Below are 24,217 nucleotides of genomic sequence, written 5' to 3' on the forward strand. Positions count from 1 at the left end.
GACCTTAGTTTTTTGCAAAGAGCAAATGTAAGTTTTCAATTCTGAAGGAATTCTGAATATTGGCTGGCAAAATGAAATTAGTATTAATGCGTTAAATTAGCAATTCATTAATATTTGGCTAACCCTGTATTGTTATTGCTTCGAAAAATCAACACTCAATGTTGAAGTAAAGCGGGCAACCAATTTTTCATATAATGCTCTATTAATGGTACTCGAAACAATAATCATGTTATTTGTTCCGGTTCGTGTGGTTTGTCCGAAATCGCTCGCGGTTAGGCCAGTTACCAGGGCATTAAGTTGTACCTTAACTTTAGCCACGTAAGTTCCGGCAGTAACTTCCACTCGCTTCGCTTCAAGTTTAACCACTTGCGCCTGGTTCATTTCGAACCTTACCGGAATTTTTGTTCCCGAAGCTTCAATATATGTTCCGGTTAATAACAAAGGCGGGTTGGTTAATGAACTGGCCAAGGTTAGATTAAATTGGTTGTTCTCGTACACACCCGAAGCTATATTAACGGTGCCAGATAAAGAATCGGGTTTTAAGGCATTAACCAGGTAAAGGTTTTTAGTTTCGAGATTGATTGCCCCACTACCTGATTTGGTTGCGCTGAATTCAATTTTGGCAACATTAACACTTGCGGTAGTCCAGTTTATGCTTCCGTTTGTACCAGCAGCTACCACAGCGCCACTAGCGCTTGCATTGCTGCTTAACGAAGCATTTAAATTGCTGGCGCTAAAACTGTAGCTCAATTTGGTATCGGTAGCTACTTCTTTTTTTGTACAGCCCATAAAAAGCACTAGCATGAATAGTGCGCTTGTAGTTTGGTAAAGTTTAGTCATTTTGTTTGATTTTAAGGATATCAGATTTGGTTAGTGATAGACCTTAAATATAAGTTTCAATTCTGTAGCAATTCTGAAGTTGATCGAAAGCCGTGGTTCATGCCGCCACGAACCGCTTATAAACTGGTTTACCGCTGTCAAACTGATTTGGATTTGTCTTAAAATTTATAGTTGCAACCTAACCTGAACACTTGATAGAAAAAGAGAAAATTTTGAACAGGAAAAAAAAGATGCTACAGTTTTTCTTCAGATTTGACCTATAATATTGTTGTATCTATTTTTTGTAAGTGGAAGAGGAAATATTGATCAGTCGGGTATCAGATTATGTTCAGGAGCTTTTAGAAAATGAGCTTCCTGGGCACATGTATTTTCATAATTTCGAACATACCTTGCTGGTAGTAGAAGGGGTGAAAATAATTGGGGCGCACAGTGCTGTAAGCGAACACGAAATGTTGGTACTTACTTTGGCTGCCTATTTACATGATATTGGTTACACCCGGCAATATATAGGGCATGAAACTATCAGTGCCGAAATGGCCGGCACTTTCTTAAACACGAATGGTTTAAGTAGTTTGGATGTAGAACAGGTTAAAAACTGTATTTTAGCTACTAAATATCCTCAATTGCCCACAATAATTTAGAAAAAATAATATGCGATGCTGATTTCTATCATTTTGCATTGCCAGTTTATACCGATTTTGCTGTAAGGTTGAAACGGGAGTGGGAAGAAAATATTAATTTGGCTTACAGTCATAGGGAATGGGATGCTATTAATATCAAAATGCTTATAGGCCACCAATATTTTACCGATTATGGCAAGCAGTTTCTGCAAAAGAAAAAAGACCGGAATATAGAAAAGCTTATCCAGCGTTTTACCTGATTTAATTAAAACCAGATGTTTAACTTTCGGGTTTTAATGGTTACTTTAAAAGCATAAAAAAGATACAAAATGAAAATTCTGGTCATTGAAGATGAACCCGCTTTACTGGAAAGTATTTTGGCCTATTTTACAGGTGAAGGAAATATATGTGAGCATGCTTCAGATTTTGCATTGGCCAGCGAGAAGATAGCAGTTTACAGTTACGATTGCATTCTTTTGGATTTGGGGCTGCCAGGTGGGGAGGGGCTGGAATTGCTGACGAAACTCAAACAGCTCAAAAAAAGAGATGGGGTACTGATTATTTCTGCCAGGCACTCTTTAGATGATAAGTTGGCAGGGCTTGATTTGGGTGCCGATGATTACTTGGTGAAACCTTTTCATTTATCGGAACTTAAGGCGCGTGTAAGTGCTATTGTTCGGCGTAAAAACTTTGATGGCGACAATGTAATTCATTTTAATGAAATGGCTGTTGATGTTTCGGCGATGAAAGTAACGGTTAAAGGCAATCTGGTCATATTAACCAAAAAGGAGTTCGATCTGTTGGTTTATTTCCTTTCTAACCGCAATAAAGTAGTAACCAAAAATGCCATGGCCGAGCACCTTTGGGGCGATGAAATGGATTTGTCGGATGATTTCGATTTTATTTATACCCATGTTAAAAATCTCCGGAAAAAACTACTTGAAGCCGGGGCTGCCGATTATCTCAGGTCAGTTTACGGAATAGGCTATAAATTTGGTGATATATGAAACTGGCTAACCGGTATAACAGGGTAAATATTTTAACCTCTATAGTGGTTTTTGCCATTACCGGCTTAATTTATTATGTGGTTATCCATTTTATTTTAACAGAAAAACTGGATCGGGATCTGGTGGTTGAAGAAAATGAAATCCGTCAGTATGTAGATACCTACCACAAGCTCCCATTGCCAGCGAGTTACCTTGATCAAAAAATTGCTTATAAAAACCTTTCTGGCCATGTGCCAGAGCGGGAGTTTTTGTATACCCGCTATTACAATGCCAAAGAGCAGGAAAATGAACCCGGTAGAAGTTTAATCACCGTAGTGTATCTAAATGGGAAAGCCGTTGAAGTAACCATAACCAAATCAAGGGTAGAGTCGGAAGATTTGGTGAGGATTATCCTTTTAATTACCATTGGCATTACATTGATTTTGCTTTTATCGCTGTTGTTAATTAACAGGTTTGTGTTGAACAGACTCTGGCGGCCGTTTTATGCTATTTTAAATGGGATGAAATCGTTTGAGGTTGCCCGTATGGATGCCATTGCACACGAAGATACCCGGATTGATGAATTTAACGAGCTCCATCAATCTGTAAATGCCATGGCTGAAAGGGTAAGGCGCGATTATAAAGAACTTAAAAGTTTTACCGACAATGCTTCGCACGAAATGATGACACCTTTGGCGGTAATCAATTCCAAACTCGATTCTTTGCTTCAAACGGAATCATTTACGGCGCAGCAGGGCGAGCTGTTGGCCGATGTTTACCATGCTACAGGCCGCTTATCCCGCCTGCACCAATCGTTGCTATTGCTGGCCAAAATTGAAAATAATCTGATTCCCGATTTTCAGGAGATTGATCTTAAAGAAATGGTGGAAGTAAAAGGCCGTCAGTTTCAGGAACTGTTTGAAAAAGATGGGCTAAGCCTTACTACAGATTTACAGGTTGTTGAAATAAAAATGAGTCGCTATTTGGCCGATATTTTACTGAATAACCTGTTTAGCAATGGAGTAAGACACAATATTACAGGCGGATATATTCGTGTTGAACTCAGTTCAGTTGCATTGATTATGGCAAACTCTGGAAAACCTGGTAATATCCAAAGCAAAATTTTCGATCGCTTTTCAAAATCTGCCGATTCAGAAGGAATGGGTTTAGGTTTGGCCATTAGTAAACAAATCTGTAACCTTTATGGCTTCCGGATTAGTTATCAGGAAGAAAATGGCGAACATATTTTTGCTGTTTATTTTGGTGGCTGATGTGATTGTCGCACAAATAATTAATTGCCCACGTTTATAAGGGGGATAATTGATTAATGCGATTGTATCGCATTAATTAAAATCCACCAAGGCACGTGTCGCCACCAACCTTACGTCCTGAAAATAAACTACAGAATTTCTTCATAATTCACTTTTAGTTTTGATTTAAAATTTAAAAGCGATGAAAAGAATTTTTATAATTTTATTACTTGTCGGTACCATGTTTACATCGGTTAGCGCACAAAAAATTAGTGCCGTTAAAGTACCGGTTGAAGTAAAGGGCGCATTCGCAAAACTTTATCCTGGAGTAAAAGCAAATTGGGAAATAGAAAAACAAGACTATGAAGCTGGATTTACGCTAAACGGCAAAGCAACTTCGGTAGTTTATACAGCAAAAGGTGTGCTGCTGGAAACTGAAACAGCAATTAAGCCCAACGAATTGCCAGCAGTTATACTTGCCAAACTGAAAGGTAATAAAATAGCAGAGGCTGCTAAAATTACAAAAGCCGACGGATCTATCCGTTATGAGGCCGAAGTGAATGGAAAAGACCTGTTATTTGATCTGAGCGGAAATCCTGTAAAACCCTAATCATGCGAAACATATTGATATGTGCTTTGTTTTTCGTCGTTTTTACTACATCGTGTGCTGCACAAAGTATCGATTCGGTTAAAAATGCCAATACCGATTCATTAGCAAGGTGGTATAGTGGAACTCCTATTCCAAAACAAAAATTTAAAGCTACGGCATTTATTGCACCCGTGGTATTAATGGGTTATGGCTTTGCAGCAGTTTACGATCATGGTGCTTTAAAACAACTGGATGAAAGCACCAGGGCAGAATTACAGGAAGATCATCCTTTATTTGCAGCCCATGTTGATGACTATCTTCAATTTGCTCCGGCAGCTGCAGTATATGCGCTTAATTTATCGGGTATAAAAGGTAAACATAATTTGTTTGATGCCTCTATGTTATATGTTACCTCTGCTGCAATTATGGGAGTTTCTACCCATTTTGTGAAACGGGGCATTGGTAGAGAACGGCCTGATGGGTCGGGATTCAATTCCTTTCCTTCAGGACATACAGCCTCAGCTTTTATGGCTGCAGAATTTCTGCACCAGGAATATAAAGATGTGAACCCCTGGATTGGTTATGCAGGTTATTTCGTAGCTACCGCCACCGGAACGCTAAGGATGTACAACAACAAACACTGGTTTAGCGATGTAGTAGCCGGGGCAGGGTTTGGAATTGCCTCGACTAAAATATCCTATCTGGTTTATCCTTACATTAAGAGCCTTTTTACCAATAAAAAGGGGGGCAATTTTACATTTATGCCTTTCTACCAACAGGGAAGTACAGGCTTAATGTTTTCGGGTAGGTTTTAATGTCAGCGGACCATGAATAATAAAATGAAATGCCTGATTTTATGCATCGTTGCTTTTTCTGTAACAAGAGCAAGGGCACAGGTGGTAGCTAAAAATCTCGATTATTATTTAAAACAGGCCGAATTAACTAGCCCTGTGCTTAAAGATCTGCATAATCAGCAGCGTGCTGCCGGGATTGATAGTTTAATTATTCGTGCTACAGGCGGGGCTCAGGTTACCGCCAGTTCTGCCGGAATGTATGCACCTGTTACCCGTGGTTACGGTTATGATGAAGTATTAACCAACGGGCAGGCACTAGAAGCTTTGCTGAATGTGAATTACGATTTGTTGAACAGGAAACGCATCAACAATCAGCTGGAAGGTGTTAAAATTCAAAGCGATTCTATTCAATATGCTGGGCAGCTTTCCCTGTTTGATTTACAAAGGTCTGTTGCTGATCAGTATATTTTAGCCTACGCCAGTCAGCAGCAAGTTGGTTTTAACCGTGACGTGGTTACTTTACTTGAACAGGAAGAAGTATTACTCAAAAAACTTACCCGCAGCAATATTTATAAACAAGCAGAATATTTGACATTCCTGGTTACATTGCAGCAGCAACAACTTGCGCTGCAACAGGCCGAACTGCAGTTTAAAAACGATTATGCTACTTTAAATTACCTGGCTGGTATTGCCGATACTGCCCAGGTTAAACTGGCAGATCCAAAATTGCAGACCGATAATTTAGTCACTACGCCTCACTTTTTTAATAAACGTTTCGATATTGATAGCTTAAAGAATAGCAACCAGAAAAACGCTGTAGATCTTAATTATAAACCTAAACTGGGGATATATGCCAATGGTGGCTATAATTCTTCATTTATTTTGCAACCTTATAAAAATTTTGGTACTAGTGTAGGCTTCACTTTCTCTGTACCTATTTACGACGGGCACCAGAAAAAAATGCAATACAATAAACTTAGTCTCGCAGCTAAAACCATTGTTAATTACCGCGATTTTTTTAGCAGGCAACAGCAACAACAGTTAAACCTGATTAAGCAACAGCTTGAGCAAACCGATGCGCTTTTTCCGAAAATAAATGAGCAAATCCGCTTTAGTAAAGGTTTAATTGAAGTAGACCGGAAACTGATGCATACAGGCGATTTAAAAGTGGCCGATTTCGTAATTGCGATTAATAATTACCTGGCAGCCCAAAACCTGTTGCGACAAACTCAAATTAACCGTTTAAAACTGATTAATCAATTTAACTACTGGAACCGATAACCATGAAGAGCTATCTAAAATTAATGTGTGGTGTTTTCGCCATGCTGTTTGTTTTTTCGGGATGCAATCCTTCGGCCCCGGCAGAAAATGTATCTGAACCCTCGCCAGTTACTCCTGTTCAGGTAACTACCGTGCGCGACAGCTCCCTCTCTGAGTTTATAGCGTTTTCGGCAGTTTCGGCCTATTTGGAGAAGAGTTATGTAAAAGCAAATATTAATGGTTATATACAAAATGCCCAGGCCATAGTGGGCAAGCAGGTGGGGAGCCATCAGTTGCTGTTTAGTTTAATTACCAAAGAAGCTAAATCAATAGGGAATAGCGTAAATAAGCTCGATGCAGGTTTTAAGTTTTCTGGAATTTCCGATATCAGGGCCGATCAGGCAGGTACAATTATCCTGGTAAACCATCAGAAAGGAGATTATGTACAGGATGGGGAGGCACTCGCCGTCATCAGTAACCGCAATAGCTTGGTTTTTTTACTCGATCTGCCTTATGAATATAATCAGCTGATCAATCAGAACAGAAGCCTGGAGGTACTGTTACCAGATGGGAGCAAAATGACAGGTACAGTTTCGGGAACAATGCCGTCAGTAGATTCTTTGGCACAAACCCAGCGTTATGTACTTAAAGTGACCGCAAGTAAGGATATTCCGGAAGGTTTAATTGCTAAAGTAAAGTTAACAAAAGTTAACCATGCACAGGCTCAGGTACTACCCAAATCGGCAGTATTGTCCAACGAAACCGAAGATGAGTTTTGGGTAATGAAACTCATCAATGATTCTACCGCAGTAAAGATAAACGTGAAAAAAGGCATCGAAAACGAACATACAATTGAAGTGCTTGAACCGAAATTTTCGAAAACAGACCGGATTATTACAGCTGGAAATTATGGAATAGCAGATACGGCCAAAGTTAAAATCCAGAAATAGCCATGAACAAGTTTTTTATTTCCCATAAAAACCCTATCCTGGCGGTGTTGCTCATTATTTTAGTGGGTGGAATATATTCTTTCAGTCAGTTAAAAACGGGGCTTTTTCCTGAAATTACCTTTCCAAAGATCAAGATTATTGCCGATGCAGAACTACAGCCGGTTGATAAGATGGTGGTTACCGTAACAAGGCCTTTAGAAAATGCAGTAAAACAGGTGCCCGATCTTCAATTGGTTAGGAGTAAAACCAGTAGGGGCAGTTGCGAACTTTCTGCATTTATGAACCCTGGTGCCGATATTGATCTTAGCCAACAGCGCATAGAAGCACAAATTGCCAAAATAAGTGCTTCATTACCCGTTGGTGTTAATATTTCGGTCGAGAAAATGAATCCATCAATCCTTCCGGTAAGTGGATACAGCCTAGAAAGCCATAATTATTCATCTGCCGAACTGAAAAAAATCGCAACTTATACGGTAAAACCCTTTCTTTCACAGGTTGATGGCGTTTCCGAAATCCGCGTAATTGGTGGTAAAAATAAAGAATATTGGCTGGAGCTTGACGCACAGAAAATGCAGACGCTTGGTATAACTCCAGATCAGATCAGCAATGCACTTAGTCAAACCAATTTTATTAAATCTAACGGCTACCTGGCCGATCACAATTATCTGTACCTATCTGTAACAGATGCTACTGTAAAAAACAAAACCGATCTGGAAAACCTGGTATTAAGCAGAAAGGGCAACCTGATTGTTAAAGTGATGGATATTGCTAAGGTAAACATCCAACAGAGTGTAGAGTACACGCGCATTAATGCCAATGGTAAAGACGGGATTCTGATTGCTGTAATCAAACAGCCAAATGCCAATCTGATCGATCTTTCGAACGAGATGTTTATCAAAGTAGAACAGTTGAAACATATTTTGCCTGCCGGAGTAAGCATTAAACCTTATTATGTACAAGCAGATTTTGTAAATGAATCGGTAAAAAGCGTACGCGATAGTTTATTGATCGGTTTAGCGTTAGCCATTATTGTTGCTTTTATTTTTCTAAGATCTTTCAAAGCAAGTGTAACACTTTTAATTACTATTCCAGTTACGCTTTGTTTAACCATAATTGTAATTTATTTTATTGGTTATTCGCTCAATATCATGACACTTGGGGCCATTGCAGCTGCCATAGGTTTAATTATAGATGATGCCATTGTGGTGGTGGAGCAAATTCACCGTTCACATGAAGAACACCCGGAAGAGCTTACCATGAGGTTGTTGAGCAAGGCTGTTGGATATCTTTTTCCGGCCATGTTGGGCTCTTCAATCAGTACCATCGTTATATTCATCCCCTTTGTATTGATGACAGGAGTGGCCGGATCTTATTTTCAGGTGATGACCAATACCATGATTATTACTTTGGCCTGTTCCTTCTTTGTTACCTGGATAGGTTTACCGGTGATATATCTTTTGTTAACCCGTAAAGGGGGGAGTCATGCAGCTTCTGGCAAAACCGTAGTAGTACACGAGGTTAAATCGCAAAGCTGGGTCCGTTATTTTATAAAGCGGCCTTATATCTCCATTGTGTTTACACTGGTGCTGATCACGTCGATTGTACTCATTTTTCCCCGGTTAGAGACTGGATTCCTCCCCGAAATGGATGAAGGCAGCATTGTTATGGACTATGCTTCGCCACCGGGCACCTCGCTAGAAGAAACCGACCGGATGCTAAGGGAAGTGGAGAAGGAGATTGTTAAAATCCCTGAGGTGCAGGCTTACTCCAGAAGAACCGGAACCCAGATGGGCTTTTTTATTACAGAACCCAATACTGGCGATTATCTAATTCAGCTAAAACATAACAGGAAAAAAAGCACCGATGAGGTCATTTCGGAGATACGCTCACATATCGAAAATACACAACCAGCGCTTGTGGTAGACTTTGGGCAGGTAATTGGCGACATGTTAGGCGATTTAATGAGCTCGACACAGCCCATCGAGGTGAAAATTTTTGGTAATGATCAGGAAAAACTCCAGTCCTTATCAAAAAAAGTGGCCAATATTGTTTCGCACGTGGGGGGCACAGCTGATGTGTTTGATGGCATTGTCCTTTCAGGACCAGCGGTTAGTATTCAGCTTAATTTTGCTTTGCTGGCTCAGTACGGCATTAGTCCCTTGTCTTTCCAATCGCAGCTTCAAACAGCTATGCAGGGGACTTTAATTGGCGATTTATGTGATAAACAACAGCTTTCGCCCATTCGTATGGTTTACCCTGGCAGCCGGACTTTTAGTGTTGCCGATATTAACAAGCTTAAAATTTTCTTGCCAAATGGCAAAGCGGTCCCTATCAATCAAATGGCAGAGGTAGTGCTTAAATCAGGCAACGCCGAAGTAGAAAGAGAAAATTTACAAACCATTGGCGTGGTTACGGCGAGGCTCGATAACCGGGATCTGGGCAGTGTAATGAAAGATCTTCAGGAAACTATAAACAACAAAGTAAACCTTCCTTCTGGTTATCATATCGAATATGGCGGTGCATATAAAGAGCAACAGCAATCGTTTTCCGAATTGCTAACCATCCTCATTGCCTCGAGTTTGCTGGTGTTTAGTGTAATTTTGTTCCTGTTTAAAGATTTTAAAATTGCCTTTCTCATTTTATTAATCTCGGTGCTGGGCATTTCAGGGAGTTATTTAGCTTTGTTTTTAACCCATACACCACTCAATGTAGGCAGTTACACCGGGTTGATTATGATTGTAGGCATTATTGGCGAGAATGCCATTTTTACCTTTCTGCAATTTAAAGAATCATTAATTAATCAAAGCGTTGATGATGCAATAACATTTGCCATCTCCACCCGGCTACGACCAAAATTAATGACTGCATTGGGTGCCATTATCGCTTTAATGCCCTTAGCCATGGGTATAGGTGCTGGAGCACAACTACATCAACCACTGGCCATTGCTGTTATTGGCGGCTTTATTGTAGCCTTGCCTTTATTGCTGGTGGCCTTGCCCAGCCTGATCAGAAAATTATACCAATCGGCTAAAGTTGAAGGAGATTAAGCCTAAGTGTAACAGATTTAATCCATAGCCTAAAAATATTTAAAACTAAATAAATGAAAAGGAAATTATTAAGTATTGTGGTTCTTTTTGCAATGTCAATGGTTGCAAATGCCCAACAAAAAAGTGGCCTGCGTGTATTGGCTGTTCATAAAATACAAAGCGATGGAGGTTGGGATTATGTAAGTATCGATCAACAGCACAACAATCTTTATGTGTCACATGGCAACCAGGTAAATATATTAAATAAGAACAATGGCGACTCGGTAGGCGTGATTCGCAATACACTCGGTGTACACGGAATTGCAATTGCAGGTCCGTTCGGGAAAGGATACACCACCAATGGCAAAGCAGGTACTTGTACGGTTTTTGATCTGAACAATTTTATCGTAACTGCACAAATTAAAGTAGGACAGAATCCTGATGCCACTTTCTTTGATGATTATAGCAAAAAAGTAATCGTATTTAACGGCAAAAGTAACGATGCCAGTATTATCAATCCACAAACTGATCAGGTTATCGCAACGATTCCGTTAGGTGGCAAACCCGAAGCAGGCGTGTCTGACGGGAAGGGAAAAGTGTATGTAAATATCGAAGATATCGGAGAAATTGTTTGTTTTGATTTGAATACCAATAAAGTTTTATCAAGGTATAAACTAAAAGGAGGGGAAGAGCCTTCTGGATTAGCTATAGATCGTGTAACATCAAGACTGTTTACCGTTTGTGCTAACAAAGTGATGCTTATTCTGGATGCCAAAACTGGCAAACAGATCACTTCTATAGCGATAGGTAATAATTGCGATGGTGTAGTTTTCGATCCGACCACTAAATTAGCTTATAGTGCCAATGGTGAAGGTAATATTACAGTGGTAAAAGAAGTTTCAGCCAATCAGTTTATTGTACAGGAAACGATAAAAACTGAAGTAGGCGCAAGAACCATTGCCATTGATTTCGCCAGTCATCATCTTTTTCTACCAACAGCGGCTTTCGAAAAAAGTACAGATGCCAACCAACGCCCACATCGTGTTCCCGGAAGTTTTAAAATTCTGGAAGTGGGTAAATAGGTAAGTAGCGCTATTTTAATTTTTATTGGATTGTCGAGGATACATTCGTGTTTTCTCGATTTTTTTTGTTTAATCTTAATTATTAAAAGGTATTTATTTAATGATTTTTCATGTTAAAGTGTTTATAAAGAATGAAGTATAATAAATAAAATTATATTAAACTATAAATTCTATAGGATTTATAGAATTTAATATTATATTTGCTGACCACCTGCAAATAACGATATGAATAAATTTTACTTTCTTTCATTTTCTACCTACGCTATCCACTGTTCCAATCATAACAGATCAATGCGAATGTGTTGTTGTTGCGCATAAACTTATCATCACTATGGCTTTCTAAATGGCCGGGCGCTCAACAATAATGCTTTGACTTAACTAGTCAGATACCCAATACATCCTTATTATGAACTTTGCCTTATTTTACAGGATCTCCCTTGTAATCATTGCTTTGTCTGGGCTTTTAGTACCAGATCCCACTTTGACTGCAAAAGGTCCCCATCCTAAAACCCCCATTTATCCGCGAGTTGCAGTTTGTTGTGCAGCTAAATTGCCTAATCGTTTTGGCACTTCCAATGCTTTGCCAAAATTGGTAAATGATCTAAGCAAAGCCCCATCAGTTAAGCATCATGCAGGAATGGTATGGATAAGCCCAGGAACTTATCGCATGGGCGGTGACAATGCACAGGCATCGGCCGATGAATTTCCAAAACATAAAGTAAGTGTTAAAGGCTTTTATATTGATGTTACAGAAGTAACAAATGCACAATTTAAGCAATTTGTAAAGGCAACTGGTTATGTTACCACAGCAGAGCAAAAGCCAGATTGGAATATACTTAAAAAACAATTGCCTCCGGGAACGCCTAAACCTGCTGCAGATGTATTGGTAGCAGCTTCGTTGGTTTTTGTGCCTGCAAAAGGCCCTGTAGATATTAATAATTATGCACAATGGTGGGCCTGGAGTAAGGGCGCTGACTGGAAACATCCTCACGGACCAAAAAGTAATATTTTAGGTAAAGATAATTTTCCGGTAGTACACGTTTCTTATTTCGATGCCCTTGCTTATTGCAAATGGGCCGGAAAAAGATTACCAACTGAAGCCGAATGGGAGTGGGCAGCCAGAGGTGGATTGAAAGATAATGTTTACCCATGGGGAAACGAATCTGTAAATATTGGTAAAGCAAAAGCGAATATTTGGGAAGGCGATTTCCCTTATAAAAATGTACAAAAAGATAAATTTTATTACGCAGCACCTGTTAAATCTTTTGCTCCGAATGCTTATGGCCTTTATGATATGGCCGGAAATGTTTGGGAATGGTGCTCAGATTTTTATGATAACAACTATTATGCAAGTGTAAATAAACCAGAAGGAATCAGCAACCCTCAGGGGCCAGCTAAATCTCACGATCCAGACGAGCCTTATGCCATTAAACATACCGTTAGGGGAGGATCTTTTCTCTGTAACGATAGCTACTGTTCTGGTTATCGGGTCGCAAGAAGAATGAAAACATCAGAAGATAGCGGTATGGAACACCTTGGTTTTAGGTGTGTAAGCGATAAATAACAAAGCAATTAAACAAGAGGAGGGCAGCAAATAAAAACTTTACAAACTATATAAGAATCGGGGAAACACAAATGTATCTCCCCTAGATTAAATCATCGAAACAGGTCTTCAATTGGCGTTGGCACCTGAATCAATTTACCACTTAACCTTTAACAAAAGTATGCAAAAATTTGAAGAAGTCAGGTGGCCCTATGGGTCGGCTTCGCAAGTCTCATTACCAGTTTTCGGACAGGAAAAGTCCGTTCGACACAGATTGTCAGTCCGTTTCTTACGCTTGTTGCGTCATTTAGGAATGTTAATTATCGCTCAATTTATTTTTTCAATTGCGGTTAAAGCGCAAACAGTACCACTCATTAACTCAACCCTTACTGGTTTGGTTACCGATTCCAAAACCAAAGAGCCCATCCCAGGTGTGGTAGTCCGCATTAATGGAACCACTCACTCTGCAGCAACTGATAATGAGGGTAAATTTAGGTTCGTAACCGGACAAAAGTTTCCTTATACCTTAACAGTGAGTTATATCGGTTATAAAACCATCGAAATTATTGCAAATGGAAGCCCGATTGAAATTAAACTAGAAGAAGCCGCTAACCAGCTCGATAATGTGGTGGTAGTGGGTTATGGTACGCAGAAGAGAAGCGACATTACAGGTTCCGTTTCTTCCATTTCTAAATCGGCATTGAAACAACCCTTAAGCTCGGTAGATCAATTGTTAAAGGGCGCTGCTGCCGGTGTGCAGGTTACCCAAACATCGGGTCAACCGGGTGGTGGCGTAAGCATCCGTGTAAGGGGAGGAAGTTCGGTACAAGGCGGAAATGAACCTTTATATGTGCTTGATGGATTCCCTTTGTACAACAGTTCAGCTTCGGCAGGTACACTCAGCGGTACACCACTTAACCCATTGGCCAGTATCAATCCTTCTGATATTGAAACGGTTGATATTTTAAAAGATGCTTCTGCAACTGCGATTTATGGTTCGAGAGGAGCCAACGGTGTAGTGATCATCACGACCAAAAAAGGGAAAGCAGATCGTAGTGCGATTACCTATGAAGGAAGTTATGGTACACAATCGTTAAGAAAGAAGTTAGACCTCTTAAATGCACATGATTTTGCATTGCTCCGAAATGATGCGTTATACGATACCGACCCAAGCAAAGGCCATTTCCAGTATTTGAGCCAGGCAAAGATTGATCAGTTGGGTGCGGGCACAGATTGGCAGAGCGAAGCATTCGAACGTGCGCCAACACAGAACCATCAACTCACCATAAGTGGCGGGAATCCGAAAACAAGATACCTTATTTCAGGGAATTATTTTGATCAGGATGGTATTTTAAAGAATACCGATTATTCGAGGATCAGCATCAGGGCCAATGTAGATGCCCAACCTTTCGAAAAATTTAAGGTAAGCGCAAGTATTACTGGAAGTAAGGCTGATGCCAATGTATCTCCTTCGGGCATTATTAACGGCCTGTTAATTATGCCTGCTACTGCTTCTATTTACGATGCTTCTGGTGCTTACACGCTTCGTAATCCATTTGAAAATATATTTGCCAATCCAATTGCTTCATTAAAAGAGCAGATCAACAAATCAACCACCAATAAGTTTTTGGGAACAGCATTTGGTGAATACACGATTATTGAAGGGCTAAATCTTAAAGTACTGCTTGGTGCCGATGTAAACAGCGTAAACGAAAAGAACTATATCCCATCAACAATTTATGAAGGAAGTACTATTGGGGGCGCTGCCGGAAAAGGCACTTATAATTCTTATTCCTGGTTAAATGAGAATACCCTTTCGTACAATAAAGCTTTTGGTAAACATGCTTTAGATGCTGTAATCGGTTTTACACAACAGGAATTTTCGAGCGAAACCACAAGGGCAAATGCCCAAAAGTTTGTAACCGACGATTTAACCTTTAACAGCCTGCAGAGTGGGGCAACTTTGGTAGCGCCTTACTCTGATGCCTCAAGATGGGTATTACATTCTTACCTGGCCAGGGTAAATTACAGTTTCGATAACCGTTATTCCTTAACTTCCAGCATTCGTACCGATGGATCATCACGCTTTGGGAAAGGAAACAAATGGGTTATTTCCCTTCGGCGGCTGCTTCATGGAAAATCAGTAACGAGAAATTTTTTGAGCCTTTGCAAAAAACAATCAGCGAGCTTAAAGTACGTGCCAGTTTCGGTACAACAGGAAACCTCGAGATCGGCCAATACCAGTCTTTGGCAACTTTATACAGTCTCAATTATGTATTTGGTGGTGCTACTGCAACTGGTTTTGCACCTAACCGCATTGCAAATGATAAACTGGGCTGGGAAACTACCCATCAATACGATGCCGGCTTAGATATCGGCTTTTTCAACAATAGGATCCAATTAACGTTAGATGCCTACTACAAGAAAACCAAAGACCTATTGTTAAATGTAGAAATCCCCTGGACTACTGGTTATGGTACATCGCTCCAGAATTATGGATCAGTATTAAACAAAGGGTTTGAAATTGGCCTGAATACCCGTAACCTTATCGGAACATTTATCTGGAATACTAATTTAAACTTTTCTGTTAACCGGAATAAAGTGTTAAGTATTGGCAATGGTGCACAATCGTACATCAGCGGAAATTACATTGTAAAAGTTGGCGAACCATTGGGTAGCTTTTATGGCAATGTAACCGATGGAATCCTGCAAACAGGGCAGGAAGCAGCTAAAGGTAAATATACGGGTAATGCCGTGCCAAAACCTGGCGATAGATTGTACAAAGATATTAATGGCGATGGCCAGTTTACCACTGCTGCAGATAAAGCCATTATTGGCAATGCACAACCCGATTTCATTTTTGGCGTAACCAATAATTTCGAGTACAAAGGTTTCGATCTGTTAATATTTGTACAAGGATCATATGGTAACAGTATTTTGAACTCGAATATGCAAACCCTGGAGCTGTTTACCGGGCAACAAAATGCGTCTGCTACCGCTTTAAACCGATGGACACCAAGCAATCCAAGCCAAACCATTCCAAGAGCAAAATTGGATCCTGCACCTGTATTTTCTGATCGCTTTATCGAAAGTGGTTCTTTCTTAAGGTTAAAAGATGTATCACTGGGTTATACCTTGCCAAAAAAGATCTCTGCTAAGGCAAAGTTATCAAATGTATATTTCTATGTAGCCGGGCAGAACCTCCTTACCTGGACAAATTATTCAGGCTTCGATCCCGAAATTACCTCTGGAAGTAATGTATCGCCAGGAACCGATGCCGGGATTTATCCCATCGCCAGATCGGTTAGGGCTGGTTTAAGGTTAACATTTTAATCAATCGATATTTCAATGAAAAAGATAAACTTATTATACCTTTCTATTTTAGCTGTAGCACTTTCGGCCTGCTCTAAGTTAGAAGAAGAGCCAGAATCGGTACTGGTTACGGAACAGTTCTACCAAAATGAAAGTCAGGCGGTTTCTGCCGTTACGGCCAATTATCGCAAACTTTATGAAAGTGGTCAGTCGCTCTATAATAGCCTAATACAGATTGGGGTAGAAATGGCTACCGACGATTATGAGGCTGGTCCAAGAGCCAGAAATGCACATGTTAGGGCCATATCAGGTTTAACACACGATTCATCAAATGACAGGATGGAGCAGTTATGGAAACAAAGTTACGATGCCATTAATGCTTCGAACATTGCCATCGATAAAATTGCTTTAATTGACGAGACTAAAATTAGTTCGACCATTAGAAAACGTTTAATTAACGAATCGAAGTTTTTAAGGGCACTACACTATTTTAACCTGGTACGCTGGTTTGGCGATGTACCCATTGTATTGCATGAAAATACTTCTTTAGCACCCGAAGATCTTTATGTCTCAAATGCGCCCGAAGCTGCGGTTTATGCACAGATTATTCAGGATTTAAAAGATGCAGAATCGTTACCTGCACCAGCAGAATATAGCAGCAAAGATTTAGGGAGGGCAACTTCGGGTGCAGCCAAAAGTTTGTTGGCAAAAGTATATCTTACCCATAAAGAGTGGGCAAATGCAGTGCAAAAAAGTAAAGAGGTAATCGATAGTAAATACTATTCACTGTTTGCAAATTTTGCAGATGTGTTTAATGTAGCTACTAAAAACGGTAAAGAACATATTTTTTCTGCACAGTTTGTGGGCAATGCCGGCTACCAGGGTAACAGTTTGGCCAGTCGTTCGGCACCTGCAGACGTACCCGGTATTAATGGCGATTATGCTGATGCTCTGCATACTGCGGGCGGTTTATATAACAGCTTTGCTGATAACGATACCCGAAAGGCAATTACCTTTGTTACCCAGATGGTGAGCCCTACAAATGGCCAGTTATATACCTTTTCGCCACAGTTTAATAAGTATTACGATCCAGCCGTGGTGGGTAATCAATCTCAGTCTTCAAAAAATCTGCCAATTATCCGCTATGCAGAGGTGCTTTTAATTTATGCTGAAGCCTTAAATGAAGTAAACAATGGGCCAAATGCAGCCGCATATACTGCCATAGATGAAGTGCGCCAGCGTGCAGGTATTGCCAAACTAGCGGATATTGCTCCGACATTAACTGTAGATCAGTTTAGGGATGCTGTTTTTCAGGAGCGGAGAAAGGAACTGGTTTTCGAATATCAGCGCTGGTTCGATCTGGCCAGGCGTGGAGCCGATTATTATGTGGCGACACTTAAAGCAGCCGGAAAAACCCTGGCAGCGAAGCGTCATATTCATTTTCCCATACCACAACGCGAACTTAACCTCAACCCTAAATTAAAACAGAACCCAGATTGGGTAAATTATTAACCGTTTTATACTAAAATTTAATCACATGGATTTTAAACAAAGATATTCCCGTTTGCCCATCCTGAAAATATGCCTGTTGGCTGCTGGTTTACTGACTGTACAGGTTACTTTGGCGCAGGAAAAGCAAAAACCAAATATCGTGCTGGTACTGGTTGATGATCTTGGCTTTTCAGATATTGGCCCTTTTGGTGCAACAGAGATAGAAACACCTAATTTAGATAAACTGGCAGCTGGTGGCCTAAAGCTGAAAGAATTTTACAACAATTCGATCTGTGCACCTACCAGGGCATCGTTGCTTACAGGGCAATATCAGCACAAGGCGGGTGTTGGCTTTTTTAATAATAACCTTGGGCTGGCTGCTTACCAGGGTTTTTTAAACTGCGAATCGCTTACCTTGGCCGAGGTGCTTAAATCTGGTGGTTACACCACGCTCATGGCTGGTAAATGGCATGTGGGCGACGATCGGAATCAATGGCCAAACCAACGAGGTTTCGATCATTTTTTTGGTTTTATTGGTGGCGCCAGCAACTATTACGAAATCGGGGAAAAAGGCAACGAAACAGTACCCTTGATTAAAGATAACGAACCGTATTTTCTGGAGCCAGGGAAATATTTAACTGAAGAGATTACCAATAATGCATTGGGATTTTTGGATGATCAACAAAAAGCTAAAAAACCTTTCTTTTTATACCTGGCCTACAATGCTCCACATTGGCCACTTCAGGCACTCCCGGCCGATATTGCTAAATACAAAGGTAAATATAAACTAGGCTGGGATTCTTTGCGCGTACAACGTTACCGCAATGCCATTAAAAAAGGACTTATTAGTGCCGATCAGAAAATTGCCGCTCACGATGACCAGGTAAAACCCTGGAACAAGTTAACGTATGATGAGCAGGAGTACTGGCAAACCCGTCAGGAAGTTTATGCAGCCATGATTGATCATGTAGATCAAGGTGTTGGCCGTTTGCTTGCTAAATTAAAAGAGTTGAAACAAGATGAAAATACCCTCATCATTTTTATTTCAGATAATGGTGCTCAGGGTGGCAATGGTACAAGACCCTATACCCAACGCACCACCGGGCCAGTTGGCACTGCTGGATCTTACGAAACACAGAACAGTAATTGGTCGCAAACCGGCAATTCGCCACTGCGCAATTATAAAGGGGCACCATACGAAGGTGGCATCAGTGCACCTTTTATTGCCTGGTTTCCGAATAAAATTAAAGCCGGAACAATTGCCAAAGGCACTGGTCATTTAATCGATCTTGCACCAACTTTTTACGAGCTGGCTGGCATTAACTATCCAAAACAGTTAAACGGAATAAGCAGCAACGCCCTCCCTGGTAAAAGTTTATTGCCGCTACTTAGCGGATTAACAGATACCGTACAGCGTTCGGTGCCTTTATTTTGGGAGCGTGGTGGTAACAAAGCTGTACGTTGGGGTAAATGGAAACTCATTTCTCCTGCAGGTTTAACCGAAAAATTTGAGCTTTTCGATATAGAAAAAGATAGGGCCGAAAATGCCGATGTAGCTGCTCAACATCCCGAAATAGTGGCACAGTTAAAAGCCGCATATGTAAAGTGGGCAGCAGAAAATGGGGTAGTAGATTACGAAACGCTTAAAACAGCACCTACCCGGCCTGCACAGGGAAACAACAGAGGTAATCAGAATTTTTAGTATTAATAAAGAAAAAGATGAACAAAGTAATATTAACATGTTTAGGTGCATTACTGACCATGCAGGGTTTTGCGCAAAATGCCAAGCCTGCAAAGCCCAATATTATTCTTATCCTGGCCGACGATCTGGGCTATTCAGATCTTGGTGCTTATGGCTCAGAAATTAAAACACCCAATTTAGACCGTCTCGCCAACGAAGGCCTTCGGTTAAAAGAATTTTATAACAACTCTATTTGTGCGCCAACGCGGGCTTCCTTATTAACTGGGCAGTACCAGCATAAGGCTGGGGTGGGGTATTTCGCGAACGATCTGGGGATTCCGGCCTATCAGGGTTATCTCAATAAAGAATCGCTTACCCTGGCTGAAGTATTAAAAACACAAGGTTATAGTACTTTAATGTCTGGTAAATGGCATGTGGCAGGTAAAGAGGTAAGTTTCCCTTGGCAGCGTGGTTTCGATCATGTTATGATGTCGGAAAATGGAAGTTATTTCGATCAGGGCGATTTCGAAGGAGGTAAAAAACGTGCCTATACCATCGATGGGAAACCTTATCCTTTAGAAGCTGGCAAATTTTATCAAACCGATGTAATTACCGAAAATGCGGTAAAGTTTTTGGATCAAAATCCTAAAGACAAGCCTTTCTTTCTGTATTTAGCCTATACCGCGCCGCATTGGCCGCTGCATGCATTGCCAGAAGATATTGCCAAATACAAAGGTCGTTACGATAAAGGTTGGGATGTGCTCCGTGCCGAAAGAATTAAAAAACAAAAGGAACTGGGCATTATTGATGAGAAATCGAGCATTTCTGAAAAGGATGCTGATATCTATAACTGGAACAAACTATCTTTCGATCAGCGTAGCCAGTGGGCTAAAAAGATGGAGATTTTTGCAGCAATGGTCGACCGTTTAGACCAGGGCATCGGCCAGGTTTTAAATAAGTTAAAAGCAACCGGAGCCGATAAAAATACCATCATCTTGTTTATTTCTGATAATGGTGCCCCTGCAGAAGATCTAGTGAAGTGGTATAAAGGTGCCGTACGCAATTCGGGCCCTGTGGGTACCATTGGTTCGTATGAGTCGCAAAGCAAAAACTGGTCTTATGCCTCCAACTCACCATTAAAAGCCTTTAAAGATTACATGTACGAAGGTGGCATCAGCTCGCCGTTTATTGCCTGGTATCCGGCTAAAATTAAACCGGGCACCCTAAAAAAAGGTACAGGCCATATTATCGATATTGCCCCAACATTTTACGATCTGGCAGGGGCTACTTACCCAAAAAGCTATCAGGGCATTACGCCGAATACATTGGCGGGTAAAAGCTTGCTGCCTGTGCTGTTTGGTAACGATAACGAACTGAAACGTGATGAACCATTATTTTGGGAACGTGCAGGCAACCGCGCAGTGCGTGCTGGCAAATGGAAACTGGTATCTACCTGGCCAGGCTACAATTGGGAACTGTACAATTTAGAAACCGACCGCGGCGAAACCACCAATGTAGCCAGGCAAAACCACGATGTAGTGAGCAGATTATCTGTAGCTTATTTCGACTGGGCCAAAAGAACAGGTGTAGTAGATTTTGCCACGCTTGAGGCCAAAGAACCACAATCAATGAAAGAGTTTAGAAAAAGTAAGGTACAGGAAGCTGTATCAGAAGGTTTTGGTTTTTAATGTTTTATCATAACATCAACTCCCCTCCTAATTTAGGAGGGGCTGGGGGTGGTCTGTAATGAGTTTATACATTTTCATTCGAAAACGAGCACTCATACCGCTGTGGGTACTGCAGCCCCGTTATTCACTCCAATCTTTTTATTGCAAATTTTACGCAACCAGCAGCAAGAATAGGAGGGATTACGCTTAAGCAATAAAAAGGATTTCCGTTGCTACCGGGTTTAGGAACTAAGGGTTGTGGTTCTTGGTCATATAACCCACCCTGTTAATAAACTTATCATTTATCATAGTTAATTATTTCTCAACTCGAAGTTGCTTGAGCATGATTGAACTTAAAAGCAACTATTTTTAGCTGCTATGGGCCAGGTTTTGCTTATAAATTTCTGTTTTTTACATACGTGCTCTAAGGGTATATTCTACTATTTATCGGCACTGCACAATTAGCTTTAATTAAAAGCTTAAAAGAATAAACTCATTAAACATGCATATGGATTTATTCTCGTTAATAGTTTCTCTATTCAGGGTTTGTACCTGTAGGCGGTGCCTCTTCCCGTAGTTTTGCAATAATCCCGTTCATTTATAGTTGCGTTGCACTAGGCGTTAATGTGAAATAAAATTTAAACAGTTTATTAAAATTAGTCAATCGTTTGCGCTGATATTTATGTTGTAATGCTCATTTGCTTGTTCTACTTTTAAAAATACAAATCAACAAAACCAAAAAAGAACCAGCACAAATGCATACCCGTTTGCTTAAAAAAATACTTTTTTTAGGGCTATTAATTGCTTTATCTATTAATAGCTGGGCTCAAAAAGAAAATACCTTTGCAATAGGTACCGAATCTTTCGAGCTTAATGGCAAGCCATATATAATACGCTGTGGTGAAATGCACTTTGCCCGTATACCAAAAGTCGAGTGGAAACAACGTTTGCAAATGGCCAAAGCAATGGGGTTAAATACTGTATGTGCCTATTTATTTTGGAATATACACGAAAAACAACCCGATCAGTTTACCTGGACAGGGCAGAGCGATGCTGCCGAATTTTGTAAACTGGCAAAAGAGGTTGGTTTGTATGTAATATTAAGGCCAGGACCATATTCTTGTGCCGAATGGGAATTTGGCGGTTTCCCCTGGTGGCTGCTTAAAGATAAAAGCATCCGTTTGCGCACGCAACATCCATATTTTTTAGAAAGAGCCAAAAAGTACCTTTTAGCTGTAGGCAAACAGCTTGCCCCATTGCAGATTAGCAAAGGTGGCAACATTATTATGGTGCAGGTAGAAAACGAGTACGGCAGTTATGGCAACGATAAAGATTATATGAACATCATTAAAGCCAATCTGCAAGAAGCTGGCTTTACTGTTCCTTTATTTCATTGCGATGGACCCTCGCAGTTAAAAAACGATCATCCTGAAGGTTTGTTCGCGGTTGTAAATTTTGGCAGCGGACCAGAAGCTAATTTTAAAGCCTTAAGGGCCATACAGCCTACAGGACCATTAATGTGTGGCGAATATTACCCGGGCTGGTTCGATAGCTGGGGCAGGCCACACCATAAAGGCGATACCCAGCGCATTGTAGGCGAGTTAAAATACATGCTTGATAATAAAGCATCGTTTAGTATTTATATGGCGCACGGCGGAACAAGTTTTGGTACTTACAGTGGCGCCAATGCACCACCTTACCTGCCACAAACCAGCAGTTACGATTACGATGCTCCTATTGATGAAGCTGGTAATGCAACAGAGAAATTTTATGCCATCCGTAAGTTATTTGCCAATTACCTGCAAGATGGAGAGGTTCTACCAGATGTGCCTGCTGCAAACAAGATCCAGAAATTACAAGCGGTTACGTTCTCCTCAATAGCAGTACTATCTAAAAACCTACCTAAGCCTGTTTTAGCCGATACCGCAATGCTAATGGAAGATTTAGATCAGGATTTTGGCTGTGTAGTGTACGAAACCAATTTAACAGCAGGCCAAAAATCGAGTCTGGTGTTTAAAGATGTTCACGATTATGCATTGGTATATATTGATGGTAAAAAGATTGGCGAACTGGATAGAAGAAAAAACAAATTCAGTATTGAAATTCCCGCCAGAACGCGCAAAAGTGTACTGCGGGTTTTGGTAGAAGCCACAGGCAGGGTAAACTACGGCTACCAGATGCATGATCGGAAAGGAATTCATGGGGAGGTATATTTATCTGAAAATGGAAAACAGACCGCTTTAAGGAGCTGGAAAAACTATCCGATAAGGCTTGGAGAAGTAAATATTCCGCTTCGTTATGAAGCACTTAGCAATCAACCTGCTACAGCTGCTTTTTATAAGGGAAGTTTTAGTGCCGATAAATTAGAAGATACTTACCTCGATATGGGTAAATGGAATAAAGGTTTAGTTTGGTTAAATGGAATGTGTTTGGGTAGATATTGGAATATCGGCCCAACGCAAACCATGCTTATACCAGGGAGTTGGCTTAAAAAAGGCAAAAATGAAGTGGTGGTATTCGACCTCTTCGGAACTGAAAAGCCGGAATTAAGCTTTTTAGATAAACCAATTTTAGATGTGGTGAACGAAAAACAGCCCGAACTGCACAAAAAAGATAACCAAAAATGGGTTGCAGATGCAGAACAAGCTTATGTTGAAGGTAGTTTTGCAAATGATAACAAATGGCAACAGGTTGTTTTTAAGCCTGTAAGCGCCCGTTATTTTTGTTTGGAAGCGCTATCTGAACAGAAAGGACAGCCTTATACCACGGTTGCAGAAATTGTGCTGCTTGATGATAAGGGGAATGAAATTCCGCGTAGTGATTGGAAAATAGTTTATGCAGATAGTGAAGAACTGGGCGGTGATGATGGAAATGCCGCTAATGTTTTCGATTTGCAGTTTACCAGTATCTGGCATACACAGTGGGAGTCTAAATCGCCAAAACCACCACACCAGATTGTAATAGACCTTGGTAAAAACTACACCATCAAGGGATTAAAGCTATTACCCCGACAGGATAATGCCAATGGAAGAATTAAAGATTACAAATTATATTTTAGCCAAACGCTCTTTAAAAATCTTTAGCCTATTAAGGTGCTGTAGATGAGTGGATTTTAGTGTGTGGAAG

16 protein-coding genes and 1 pseudogene are annotated in these 24,217 nt (G+C 40.5%); 16 read left to right on the forward strand and 1 reads right to left on the reverse strand.

Translation table 11 applies throughout. The features are described from left to right. Window positions 1-132: 132 nt before the first annotated feature. Window positions 133-840: a hypothetical protein gene (locus tag H9N25_RS06165; RefSeq protein ID WP_190328297.1), complete on the reverse strand. Its 708-nt coding sequence runs from the start codon at window positions 838-840 to the stop codon at window positions 133-135. Between the two features lie 287 nt (window positions 841-1,127). Here H9N25_RS06165 and H9N25_RS06170 point away from each other — a divergent pair, with 287 nt between their 5' ends. From H9N25_RS06170 to H9N25_RS06245, 16 genes and pseudogenes are all read left to right on the forward strand, one after another. Next, window positions 1,128-1,481 carry an HD domain-containing protein gene (locus tag H9N25_RS06170; RefSeq protein ID WP_190328298.1) on the forward strand — a complete coding sequence of 118 codons (354 nt, stop codon included), beginning with the start codon at window positions 1,128-1,130 and terminating at the stop codon, window positions 1,479-1,481. A gap of 38 nt (window positions 1,482-1,519) precedes the next feature. Beyond that, complete coding sequence (locus tag H9N25_RS06175; protein WP_190328299.1) at window positions 1,520-1,720, forward strand: hypothetical protein; 201 nt, start codon at window positions 1,520-1,522, stop codon at window positions 1,718-1,720. A gap of 69 nt (window positions 1,721-1,789) precedes the next feature. Beyond that, the gene (locus H9N25_RS06180; protein ID WP_190328300.1) at window positions 1,790-2,467 is read left to right on the forward strand and encodes a response regulator transcription factor; all 678 of its coding nucleotides are present in this window, start codon (window positions 1,790-1,792) and stop codon (window positions 2,465-2,467) included. After that, complete coding sequence (locus H9N25_RS06185) at window positions 2,464-3,717, forward strand: sensor histidine kinase (protein ID WP_190328301.1); 1,254 nt, start codon at window positions 2,464-2,466, stop codon at window positions 3,715-3,717. Before H9N25_RS06180 ends, H9N25_RS06185 begins: the two co-directional genes overlap by 4 nt. 181 nt (window positions 3,718-3,898) lie before the next feature. Then, entirely contained in the window at window positions 3,899-4,306 is a 408-nt protein-coding gene (locus H9N25_RS06190) for a PepSY-like domain-containing protein (protein ID WP_190328302.1), read from the forward strand. A 2-nt stretch (window positions 4,307-4,308) separates the two neighbouring features. Then, window positions 4,309-5,100 (forward strand): phosphatase PAP2 family protein, encoded by a 792-nt coding sequence (locus H9N25_RS06195; RefSeq protein ID WP_190328303.1) that lies wholly within the window; start codon window positions 4,309-4,311, stop codon window positions 5,098-5,100. Between the two features lie 12 nt (window positions 5,101-5,112). Then, a complete protein-coding gene (locus tag H9N25_RS06200; RefSeq protein WP_190328304.1) occupies window positions 5,113-6,360 on the forward strand; it encodes a TolC family protein in 1,248 nt (415 codons plus the stop codon). 2 nt (window positions 6,361-6,362) lie between these two features. After that, window positions 6,363-7,289: an efflux RND transporter periplasmic adaptor subunit gene (locus H9N25_RS06205; protein ID WP_190328305.1), complete on the forward strand. Its 927-nt coding sequence runs from the start codon at window positions 6,363-6,365 to the stop codon at window positions 7,287-7,289. A 2-nt stretch (window positions 7,290-7,291) separates the two neighbouring features. After that, window positions 7,292-10,336 (forward strand): efflux RND transporter permease subunit, encoded by a 3,045-nt coding sequence (locus H9N25_RS06210; protein ID WP_190328306.1) that lies wholly within the window; start codon window positions 7,292-7,294, stop codon window positions 10,334-10,336. Between the two features lie 53 nt (window positions 10,337-10,389). Next, window positions 10,390-11,397 (forward strand): YncE family protein, encoded by a 1,008-nt coding sequence (locus tag H9N25_RS06215; protein WP_167293878.1) that lies wholly within the window; start codon window positions 10,390-10,392, stop codon window positions 11,395-11,397. A gap of 406 nt (window positions 11,398-11,803) precedes the next feature. Beyond that, window positions 11,804-12,961: a formylglycine-generating enzyme family protein gene (locus H9N25_RS06220; protein ID WP_190328307.1), complete on the forward strand. Its 1,158-nt coding sequence runs from the start codon at window positions 11,804-11,806 to the stop codon at window positions 12,959-12,961. Between the two features lie 292 nt (window positions 12,962-13,253). Further along, window positions 13,254-16,273, forward strand: a pseudogene (locus H9N25_RS06225) (SusC/RagA family TonB-linked outer membrane protein). Between the two features lie 15 nt (window positions 16,274-16,288). Next, the gene (locus H9N25_RS06230) at window positions 16,289-17,764 is read left to right on the forward strand and encodes a RagB/SusD family nutrient uptake outer membrane protein (RefSeq protein WP_190328308.1); all 1,476 of its coding nucleotides are present in this window, start codon (window positions 16,289-16,291) and stop codon (window positions 17,762-17,764) included. Between the two features lie 25 nt (window positions 17,765-17,789). Then, window positions 17,790-19,445 (forward strand): arylsulfatase, encoded by a 1,656-nt coding sequence (locus tag H9N25_RS06235; protein ID WP_190328309.1) that lies wholly within the window; start codon window positions 17,790-17,792, stop codon window positions 19,443-19,445. 17 nt (window positions 19,446-19,462) lie between these two features. Further along, a complete protein-coding gene (locus H9N25_RS06240; protein WP_190328310.1) occupies window positions 19,463-21,112 on the forward strand; it encodes an arylsulfatase in 1,650 nt (549 codons plus the stop codon). 734 nt (window positions 21,113-21,846) lie between these two features. Next, complete coding sequence (locus H9N25_RS06245; RefSeq protein ID WP_190328311.1) at window positions 21,847-24,174, forward strand: beta-galactosidase; 2,328 nt, start codon at window positions 21,847-21,849, stop codon at window positions 24,172-24,174. Window positions 24,175-24,217: the final 43 nt, after the last annotated feature.

This window comes from Pedobacter riviphilus, assembly GCF_014692875.1.
Classification (GTDB): Bacteria; Bacteroidota; Bacteroidia; order Sphingobacteriales; family Sphingobacteriaceae; genus Pedobacter; species Pedobacter riviphilus.

Bases quoted from the DNA above. Each gene is read 5' to 3' on its own strand.
- H9N25_RS06165 (WP_190328297.1), bottom strand. From the start codon at position 840: ATGACTAAACTTTACCAAACTACAAGCGCACTATTCATGCTAGTGCTT.
- H9N25_RS06180 (WP_190328300.1), top strand. From the start codon at position 1,790: ATGAAAATTCTGGTCATTGAAGATGAACCCGCTTTACTGGAAAGTATT.
- H9N25_RS06185 (WP_190328301.1), top strand. From the start codon at position 2,464: ATGAAACTGGCTAACCGGTATAACAGGGTAAATATTTTAACCTCTATA.
- H9N25_RS06190 (WP_190328302.1), top strand. From the start codon at position 3,899: ATGAAAAGAATTTTTATAATTTTATTACTTGTCGGTACCATGTTTACA.
- H9N25_RS06195 (WP_190328303.1), top strand. From the start codon at position 4,309: ATGCGAAACATATTGATATGTGCTTTGTTTTTCGTCGTTTTTACTACA.
- H9N25_RS06200 (WP_190328304.1), top strand. From the start codon at position 5,113: ATGAATAATAAAATGAAATGCCTGATTTTATGCATCGTTGCTTTTTCT.
- H9N25_RS06205 (WP_190328305.1), top strand. From the start codon at position 6,363: ATGAAGAGCTATCTAAAATTAATGTGTGGTGTTTTCGCCATGCTGTTT.
- H9N25_RS06210 (WP_190328306.1), top strand. From the start codon at position 7,292: ATGAACAAGTTTTTTATTTCCCATAAAAACCCTATCCTGGCGGTGTTG.
- H9N25_RS06215 (WP_167293878.1), top strand. From the start codon at position 10,390: ATGAAAAGGAAATTATTAAGTATTGTGGTTCTTTTTGCAATGTCAATG.
- H9N25_RS06220 (WP_190328307.1), top strand. From the start codon at position 11,804: ATGAACTTTGCCTTATTTTACAGGATCTCCCTTGTAATCATTGCTTTG.
- H9N25_RS06230 (WP_190328308.1), top strand. From the start codon at position 16,289: ATGAAAAAGATAAACTTATTATACCTTTCTATTTTAGCTGTAGCACTT.
- H9N25_RS06235 (WP_190328309.1), top strand. From the start codon at position 17,790: ATGGATTTTAAACAAAGATATTCCCGTTTGCCCATCCTGAAAATATGC.
- H9N25_RS06240 (WP_190328310.1), top strand. From the start codon at position 19,463: ATGAACAAAGTAATATTAACATGTTTAGGTGCATTACTGACCATGCAG.
- H9N25_RS06245 (WP_190328311.1), top strand. From the start codon at position 21,847: ATGCATACCCGTTTGCTTAAAAAAATACTTTTTTTAGGGCTATTAATT.